This is a genomic window from Leptospira ellinghausenii (assembly GCF_003114815.1).
GTDB lineage: Bacteria > Spirochaetota > Leptospiria > Leptospirales > Leptospiraceae > Leptospira_A > Leptospira_A ellinghausenii.
Window position 1 is genome coordinate 1 of the sequence record NZ_BFAZ01000018.1, and the last position, 9,081, is coordinate 9,081.

Annotated in this window: 8 protein-coding genes; all 8 read left to right on the forward strand. The window is 32.1% G+C overall.

Annotation, left to right across the window (positions count from 1 at the left end; translation table 11 throughout):
- Positions 1 to 899: 899 nt before the first annotated feature.
- The 8 genes from DI076_RS19885 to DI076_RS19920 all read left to right on the forward strand — a co-directional run bounded on the left by DI076_RS19885 (position 900) and on the right by DI076_RS19920 (position 8,929).
- Entirely contained in the window at positions 900 to 1,862 is a 963-nt protein-coding gene (locus DI076_RS19885) for an AlbA family DNA-binding domain-containing protein (protein ID WP_108961591.1), read from the forward strand.
- A 247-nt stretch (positions 1,863 to 2,109) separates the two neighbouring features.
- The gene (locus DI076_RS19890; RefSeq protein WP_108961596.1) at positions 2,110 to 2,325 is read left to right on the forward strand and encodes a hypothetical protein; all 216 of its coding nucleotides are present in this window, start codon (positions 2,110 to 2,112) and stop codon (positions 2,323 to 2,325) included.
- Positions 2,322 to 2,696 carry a PIN domain-containing protein gene (locus DI076_RS19895; protein ID WP_108961584.1) on the forward strand — a complete coding sequence of 125 codons (375 nt, stop codon included), beginning with the start codon at positions 2,322 to 2,324 and terminating at the stop codon, positions 2,694 to 2,696. The genes DI076_RS19890 and DI076_RS19895 overlap by 4 nt, the downstream gene beginning before the upstream one ends.
- 187 nt (positions 2,697 to 2,883) lie before the next feature.
- Positions 2,884 to 3,708, forward strand: coding sequence for a hypothetical protein (locus tag DI076_RS19900; RefSeq protein WP_108961592.1), 825 nt, complete (start codon positions 2,884 to 2,886; stop codon positions 3,706 to 3,708).
- Between the two features lie 205 nt (positions 3,709 to 3,913).
- The gene (locus tag DI076_RS19905; protein ID WP_108961593.1) at positions 3,914 to 6,118 is read left to right on the forward strand and encodes a hypothetical protein; all 2,205 of its coding nucleotides are present in this window, start codon (positions 3,914 to 3,916) and stop codon (positions 6,116 to 6,118) included.
- A 583-nt stretch (positions 6,119 to 6,701) separates the two neighbouring features.
- Entirely contained in the window at positions 6,702 to 6,974 is a 273-nt protein-coding gene (locus tag DI076_RS20420) for a hypothetical protein (RefSeq protein ID WP_245918611.1), read from the forward strand.
- Positions 6,975 to 7,329: 355 nt separating this feature from the next.
- Positions 7,330 to 7,788: a hypothetical protein gene (locus DI076_RS19915; protein WP_135358428.1), complete on the forward strand. Its 459-nt coding sequence runs from the start codon at positions 7,330 to 7,332 to the stop codon at positions 7,786 to 7,788.
- Positions 7,789 to 8,038: 250 nt separating this feature from the next.
- Entirely contained in the window at positions 8,039 to 8,929 is an 891-nt protein-coding gene (locus DI076_RS19920; protein ID WP_108961595.1) for a hypothetical protein, read from the forward strand.
- Positions 8,930 to 9,081 lie beyond the last annotated feature (152 nt).

Sequence of the window (9,081 nt, forward strand, 5' to 3'; positions counted from 1 at the left end):
CTAGTTCGTTATGCGTAATTTCCAAAATATATTTATTAAAATGAAAAGTGATAATAGAAAAAAATTAAAAATTCTTCTCTGTCTATTAATGTGCAGCATTATGAACTGTAATAAGTTCAAATACGATGAAAAAAAGAAAAGGCTAAAAATTCACAAATTCTAGATATAGACAATGCAATACAGAAACCAGATCGATTTACAAAATTAATAGATATTATCAAAGAGAAAAACTGTAAATCCTTCAAAGAGTTAATCGGAAAAGATTTCTATTATTTATTAAGTGACACTTCAATTGCAATGATCTTTAAAAGAGAAAATAATTTTAAGGAATCAACCCTGAATGTTGATGTTTGTAATATAATTTTCGATGATAATAAATTAACTGAATCATTTTTCAATCTAACTGGTGACAATTACAATACATATTCTCCCTTTTCACTCCTAAACTCCGCCAAAAATTTGCGTTTTACACAAACATTAGATAGTAATTCAGAATTTAGAATACACTTTGAATTTGAAAATATAAAAATTGATTCATTGGAATTAGATGTAGGCACCGGTTTCCTTTTTAAATGCGATAGCAATAAATATTTGAATTGTCATCTCGAAGGCTTCACAACTAATTTCTTTCGCTAAGTTAAACAATTTTTTGAAATTTAAAAAATAACAATTAATAATTTGAATTATATAATTCCATGTGTATAAATGGAAACTACGCATAACAGCACCTTAACGCTTCGCTTCGGCACTTGCGGCCTCGCTCGGTCTGCGACACATAGGCTTTCTGTCACTCGTTTGCATTCGCAAACTACGTGCCAGTCCCTAACGTCCCGTTCCGGGACTCAGGGTCAGCCTACGTCGTTAAGGCTAGTTCGTTATACGAAAGTCTTTAAAATATTATGTTAACTGAAAATGCAAAACTAGAATCATTCGTATTAGATATAATCGATAGAATACGAAAAGGTCAACAGATTGAAGATTCTCGAGTTGAATTAAAATCTAATCTTATTGAACCATACAAAGCTGCGAGAAGAATAGCTGGCCACGCTAATGCTGCCTCAGGGCAAAATATAGTTTGGATATTTGGACTTTCAGAAGATGGAGGCATCATAGGAATTGAAAATTCAGATATTCAAGATTGGTTTTCAAAAGTAAAAACATTATTCGATGAGGTATATCCAGAGTTTTCTGAACTTATTATCAGCATTGATGGAAAATCAATCTTAGCAATACAATTTATTACGTCAAGAGCACCATATGTTTTAAAAAATCCAAATTATGGTAAAGAAGGATCTGGTCACATAGAGAAAGAAATTCCATTTCGAGAAGGAACATCTATTAGATCCGCAAGACGATCTGACTTATTAAAAATACTTACTAAACAATCAAGATCTATAGAGTTTGAAATGATCGATAGTTACCTATATTTAACTCATGGTGGTGGAGAAAAATATAACTGGAATATACACTTCGATTTATACGCATTCTTGACCTTTAATTCTCAGGTTCCTTTAACGATACCATTCCATAGAATAAACCTTCAAATTTCTGACAAAAATGGAAATATCATTATTTCAAATGGATGGAATATAACTGGCGATATAGAAAAAGACACAAACATTTCAGGAGGGAAAACGGAGTTTTTGTTATTTGGTCCAAGTAAAATAAAACAAAATGCAACTATTGCAACAAATCAGATTGCAATAAACTATATCAACGAAATAAATATGATCATCACCTATGAACCATTCATTTATGAACTTAACAGAACGATCAAACTTCAATACTCACTTGTTAAAGAAATCGATGAAAAACAATACAAATTCACAAATGTATTAGGAAGATGGATTCTAAAAAAATAAAGACCTTCGTATAACATCATGTTACCGCTTCACTTCGGCACAAGGCCTCGCTCGGGCTACGCCAAATTCCCCTTCTGGCATTCGCCTTGCTTACGCAAGCTACATGCCAGTCCCTAACGTCCCGCCGGGACTCAGGGTCGGGGAACTTCGGTAACACTAGTTCGTTATACGACATGTTTGCAAAACTTTGAATAAATGATAAAAAAGATTTTGACATAATACGATACTAGATCGTATTATGAATCGTATGAAAGTTACCGCAATTCTACCTGATGATTTAATTACAGAAGTCCAGAAGTATACTGAAGGCAAAAATATTACCGATTCGCTACAAAAGGCACTATCCGAATGGGTTAAGCTTGCAAAGATAAAAAAGTTGAATGAAAAATTAAAAAAAAAACCTCTTGAATTCTCTTCAAATTTCTCTGCTGAAAAAGTTAGGAAAATTAATAGATTACAATGATTTTAGTAGATACTTCTGTTTGGATTGAATTTTTCAGAGGAAAAGAGCCTTACTTTTCTAAATTAACAGGACTTATTGAAGCTTCAGAAGTCATTGCTCATGAAGTTGTTTTTGGAGAAATTTTACAAGGTTGCAAAAATAAAACTGAGCTTGAGTTCGTTCTAGATTATTGGGAAAATTTAAATAATGTTTTCTCTAATGGTGCCTTCATTAAGGCTGGAAGTCTTTCTTTTGAAAAAAAACATTTTGAATTTGGTATCGGAATTATAGATTCGATCTTAATTTACGAAACAAAAATGAGAAATTTAAAGCTTTGGACTCTTGATAAAAAAATATTAAAGCTTCTTGAATTTCAATATATATACCAATAACAGCAAACACGTCGTATAACAGCGACTTACCGCTTCGCTTCGGCACAAAGCCTCGCTCGGGCTACGCCAAATCCTCCTCCTGGCATTCGCCTTGCCTTCGCAAGCTACATGCCAGTCCCTAACGTCCCGTTGGGACTCAGGGTCGGAGGACTTCGGTAAGTCTAGTTCGTTATACGCAATAGCTAAAATGATACATTATCTCGATACTAGTACACTAAAAGGCGAAATTAACAGCTTAGTAAAACTTAGCAGAACTAATAACATTTATCTTTCTGGTTACAATTTAATTGAATTATACAGTCAAATTAATGAAATATCTTTCGAAAAATCCTTAACATTATTTAAAAAAATTGAAGGATCTTACCTAAAAATAGACTGGCGCCTTCCTGATGATGTCTTAGCAAAAACATATAACTTAAGATTTAGATTTTCTAAAATTAAACTTATCAAAAATCTATTTCAAAATATTTTAAGCTCTAATAACTATAATGAATTTAAATCAAAAAGTAAGATAGAAAATCTTAATTATATAGATTTTTATGACAAACTGTTTAGCCCAGATAATGACAAGACACAGTCTCAAGAAAACCAATTTATTGCGAAAGCATATGAACAAGTATTTTTAAAAAGTCATAAAAGTGATGATTATAAAAAAGATCTACTTTCGGATGAAATTATTAAAATTCTTTCAGAAAGAACTTCAAAATCTTTATTGATATACCTTCTAGGACCATTAACTAAAACCAATAAAAATATTGAAACTATCGATTACTATCACAATCTATACAATGGAAAATTAGAATGTTTTTGCTATGCATTTGCCTACTTTAAATTACTTAAATATTCAGAAAAAAATACAATAGGAAGAAATGATTATAACGATTTAACGCATCTAGTTTATCTTGAAAATATAAAATCTAAGAAGTATTTTCTGTATAATGATAAAATTTACTCCAATTTAGGATCAAATCTGAATTCAAAACTAAAATTATTTAGAGAATTCCCAAAATAGCTACTGCGTATAACAGCGACTTACCGCTGCGCTTCGGCACAAGGCCTCGCTTGGCCTGCGGCAAATCCTCCTCCTGGCATTCGCCTTGCTTACGCAAGCTACATGCCAGTCCCTAACGTCCCGTTCCGGGACTCAGGGTCGGAGGACTTCGGTAAGTCTAGTTCGTTATACGCCATTACTTAAAATATAATTTCAGGAAAAATAAATGGAAATAAATTTAGATGCATTTGAATTCGCAATTGCAAGAATAGAAGATGGCTTTATATTTGAAGAGTTTTTAAAACAATTTTTATCCGGTATTTATGGGACATCATTTATACCAGTAGGTGGAACAAAAGACAAAGGAATTGATGGATTTCAACACATTCTTCAGGACGAACATGAATTAAGAACCATTTATCAAATATCTACCGAATTAGATTTTGAAGGAAAAATTAACAATACTTTAAATAAATTAATCTCCAATAGCATTAAATTTGAAAGAATTTACTATATAACCAATCGAGATATCAACAATAAAGATATTCTTCAGAACGATTTCTATTTAAAAAATAAAAAACAATTAATTATTCATGATTTCCGTTGGTTTTCTTCAAATTGCAATGCTAATTCTCAAACAATAAGTTCATTCAATACATTTTGCAATAATTATCTTCATGAATACAACAAGCCAGGTAAATCTTATATTGTAGCCGACCTTGATTCAGATTCTAGATTATTTACTTTCTTAAGGCAACAATTTGATTCAAAGGGAAATGAAGTTGAAATAGAAGACATGCTAATTGAAACATTAATTCTATTCTCACTGGAAGATACTGATCCGATCACTGAAAAATTACTTTCCAAAGACGAAATTAAGGATAAAATTAAGCAATATATTAAGTTCGACTTACGATTATTAGAATCTAAAATAGATAAATGTCTGTTGGAACTTAATAAAAAACCTAGAAAAATTCAGTACCATAGCAAACTAGAAAAATACTGTCTTCCTTACGAAACAAGGAAAATTATTCAAACTCGAAATCTCAAAGATTTGAATCTACACCAAACTTTCAATAAAGAAACCACACATACAATTAAAAAATATTTTCAAGATCAAGAAGTATCTGTTAAAGATATCCAGGCTCTTATAGATCAGGTTTTTGCAAAAATTTTTCATAAACAAGGATTAGATTTTTCTAATTTTGTACTTCATGGCGACAACCAAGCAATTGTTGAACAAAATCTTAACGATGTAATTTCGGAGGCAGTGGATTCTAGTGCAGTAATTTTAAAGAATAAAGAAAAAGTGAAAACTTCATTACATGTTGCTATAAGGGATATAGTATATAACGGAACCGAAAATCAGAGAAATTTTCTAAAAAGCTTATCGAATACGTATCTAATGATGTTCTTATTAAACTGGGATCCAAAAATTGCTATATTTTTTAAGACACTTGCGGCAAAACTATCTATCTTTGTTGATAATTCAATTATTGTACCTGCCTTATCTGAATATTATCTACCACTAGAAAACCGAAGGCATTGGAATTTATTAAAAGGAGCAAAAAAAGCCGGTATTACTTTATATATAAATGAAACTCTATTACAAGAACTAGTCCATCATTTAAAAAGCGTTAAATTTAAATATCAAAGTCTATACCAAAATAACGAAGAGATTTATTTAGATGGAGAATTTGAATTCCTTTATATAGATGAAATATTGATTCGTTCATATTTCTATGCGAAAATGCGTAATCATGTAAAAACTTTTGATCAATATTTGGACAATTTTATTACCCCTGACTTACGGAATGTTCGTGAAGAATTAATAGTATTCATTAAAGAAGAATTCGGAATTGAATATATTACAAACGAGAAACTCAAGGTCACCTTAGATCCATCCGAAAAGGAAAAACTTTCAGAGTATCTTACAAAGAAAAAACAACATGAAATTAAGGCTAAAAATGATGCCGAAATGATACTCACTATTTATAATATAAGAAACCGAAATTCAGAATCTGCTGAAACCGGAATTTTTGGTTATAAAACTTGGTGGCTATCAAAAGATACTGCAACTTATAAGGCAGTTACTAAGGTTTTTGGCGAAAAATATCCAATTAGTTGTTATATTAGACCAGATTTCATATACAATTATATAGCCTTATTACCCCATACCCATGAAGTAAATGAAGCTTATAATAAAATCTTTCCAACTATGCTTGGAGTAAATCTGAGCTACCATATGCCATCAGAAGTTTCACAAACTGTTCAAGAAAAACTGAAGGAATTTCATTCAAAAAAACCAGTTCGAGTAAAACAAATTCTCAGAACTATGACAGATAAACTGAAATCAGAACCAGATTTTCGAAATAAGGTCCAAGTAGAGCACTATCTAGATCAAATACTTAAAGAGATCGAAGATAAGTAACGGCGTATAACAGCGACTTACCGCTTCGCTTCGGCACAAGGCCTCGCTCGGCCTGCGGCAAATCCTCCTCCTGGCATTCGCTTTGCTTACGCAAGCTACATGCCAGTCCCTAACGTCCCGTTGGGACTCAGGGTCGGAGGACTTCGGTAAGTCTAGTTCGTTATGCGAAATGCTAAAAAATAAATTTACAGGAATTAAAAATGCCAATATTAACATTAAAATTAGCATCTGGACAATCAAATTCATTCAATGCAAATAAAATTGTTGATAGCTGCCCAGTTTGCAATCGACACATTGAACCTATTCAAATAATCTCACAAATAAAAAAGATAATAGTATAGAATCGATCAATTTATGTGTTAATTCGGAATGCAAATCATATTTCATAAGTTATTTCAAACATAATGGGAAAAGTTATGAATTTCAATATTCTTTACCGAAAACTATTATAAAGAATGAATTTTCGGAGCAAATTCAAAAGACATCGCCAATTTTTATTGAAATATATAATCAAGCTTTTGTTGCGGAGCAAGAAAGATTACATCATATTGCCGGAGTTGGATTTCGAAAATCCTTAGAATTCTTGATAAAAGATTATCTTATTATTAAAACTCCAGAAGAAGAAGAAAAAATCAGGAAAGAGCTTCTTGGCAATTCAATAAAAAATAGAATTTCAGACCAAAATATAAAATCTTGCGCAGAAAGAGCAGCTTGGTTAGGGAACGATGAAACTCATTATATAAAAAAATGGGAAGACAAAGATATAAATGATTTAAAAATTCTTTTACAGCTTACTGTTAAATGGATAGAAGCTGAGATTTTAACTAAATCATATTTAGAAAATATGAATAGCTAAATTTAGCACTTCGCATAACAGCACCTTCCCGCTACGTTTCGGCACAAGGCCTCACTCGGCCTGCGGCAAATTCCCTTCCGTCACGCTTCTTGCTTTGCAAGAAGACGCGCCGACGCCAACGCCTCTTTCAGAGGCTCGGCTACAGGGAACTTCGGGAAGGCTAGTTCGTTATATGAAATCGTGCAAATTTTCTAATTTAAAAAACTTATCCTTTAAAAAAGAAATTAATGAACTTAATTGAAAACTATGTAAAAATAAAAACTAATTTACTAAATTTTTGTTCTAAATCATTTTACGAAAGGTAAACAGAGATTTGTTTATAGTAAAAAATAAATTCAATTTATTAGTATTCTTTATGAATCTATTTAAAAGAAAGGAGCCTGACGAATTAGCTAAATATTCAAAATGGATCAAAATATGCGAAGAATTGATAAACAAAGAATATCCTCCCTTAACTTCTTCGATTAATTTTACTAATCTTGAAATAGAAAGAGATTCTAAACTTAATTTTTCCAAACTTAAGAACTGGCAATTGATATGTGAAGAAATATTAGATACAGAACATAGTCATATTTATTACCAGAAATGTTTTAATGAATTGTTAAATCGAGGCAAATCTAAGGATGAAATTTTAAAAATGAGAAAAATTGCATGGTTGACCGTTGGCTGGTTAAATTATGTTCAAATGTTGTGGGAATGGGTTGATTTAGATGAAAAGGACATCAAAATAGCCATTGAATTACAATTTAATTCATCAATAATTAATGTTAATCAGAAGAATGAATTATTAGATTTTATAGATTTACATAAATAGTTTTATTAAGCTTTTACAATCCAGATTATTAGGTGAACTATTATTTAGAAGCGGCACGACTTCATATAACAGCGACTTACCGCTACGCTTCGGCACAAGGCCTCGCTCGGCCTGCGGCAAATCCTCCTCCTGGCATTCGCCTTGCGTTCGCAAGCTACATGCCAGTCCCTAACGTCCCGTTGGGACTCAGGGTCGGAGGACTTCGGTAAGTCTAGTTCGTTATACGACATTTTGTAAAATAAAACACTAAATGAAAAAAATATTATATCTAATCCCTTTAATTCTCTGTTCTTCAATATTTGCGCAGTCACAAACTGAAAATAACCAAAAGAAGCTTTGGTACTTCTCTATCAATAAAGCTTGGTCAACTAGTACCCCGTATGAGGTAGAACAATTCACTGATATTTTTGGACCATTCAAAAAAGAATATAAACGAAACATAAATAGTTTCGAAATTATTGCCAGAAAGAAATTCTCCGATTCTAAATTGGAATTTTATTCTGACTTTTACGAGCTTGTCAAAAGAGACTACTCGATGAATTACCTTACCTTTAATAGAAGAGTAATCATTAATGAAGAATCCACTCCTATTGGTAATTATTATCGATCGCAATCAAGAATTGGATTTGCTTATGCTTTTGCTCCGCATGTAAATTTTACCTTTGGTTCAAGATACTTTAAATCCGAACTAACCGATGGAAATGCTAACGCTTTTCAAATTAGATTCGGTCAAAGGTATATCGGCCCAGAAATTGGTATTGAATTAAAATCAGACACTTTCTACAACTTCTACCTTGAATCTAGGATTAGTTATTTTTTGCTATATGGACGATCAATACACAACTATTCCTTTGCTGATCGATCGGCTGATCAAGGATATATTTCTGTAAATATTGATCCTATAACAAGAGTTGAAGGTAATGAAGTTTTATTAAAAATTGGCTATTATTTTAATCAGAACTTTTTTATGACAATTGGATATAAATCTACTTACCAACGAATTAGACCAGATGACTTGAGAGTCTATTCTGGTGATAGTCGTTTCGACTTAAATCAAAATACAGAATATGGACTTAGAAACGTAAATTCATATTCTGACAGAATGAATTCAATAATACTAGAACTAGGTGTTGTAATTTAAAATACAAAACGTCGTATAACAGCACCTTAACGCTTCGCTTCGGCACTAGGCCTCGCTCGGTCTGCGACACATAGGCTTTCTGTCACTCGCTTGCATACGCAAGCTACGTGCCAGTCCCTAACGTCCCCTTCAGGGACTCAGGGTCAGCCTAC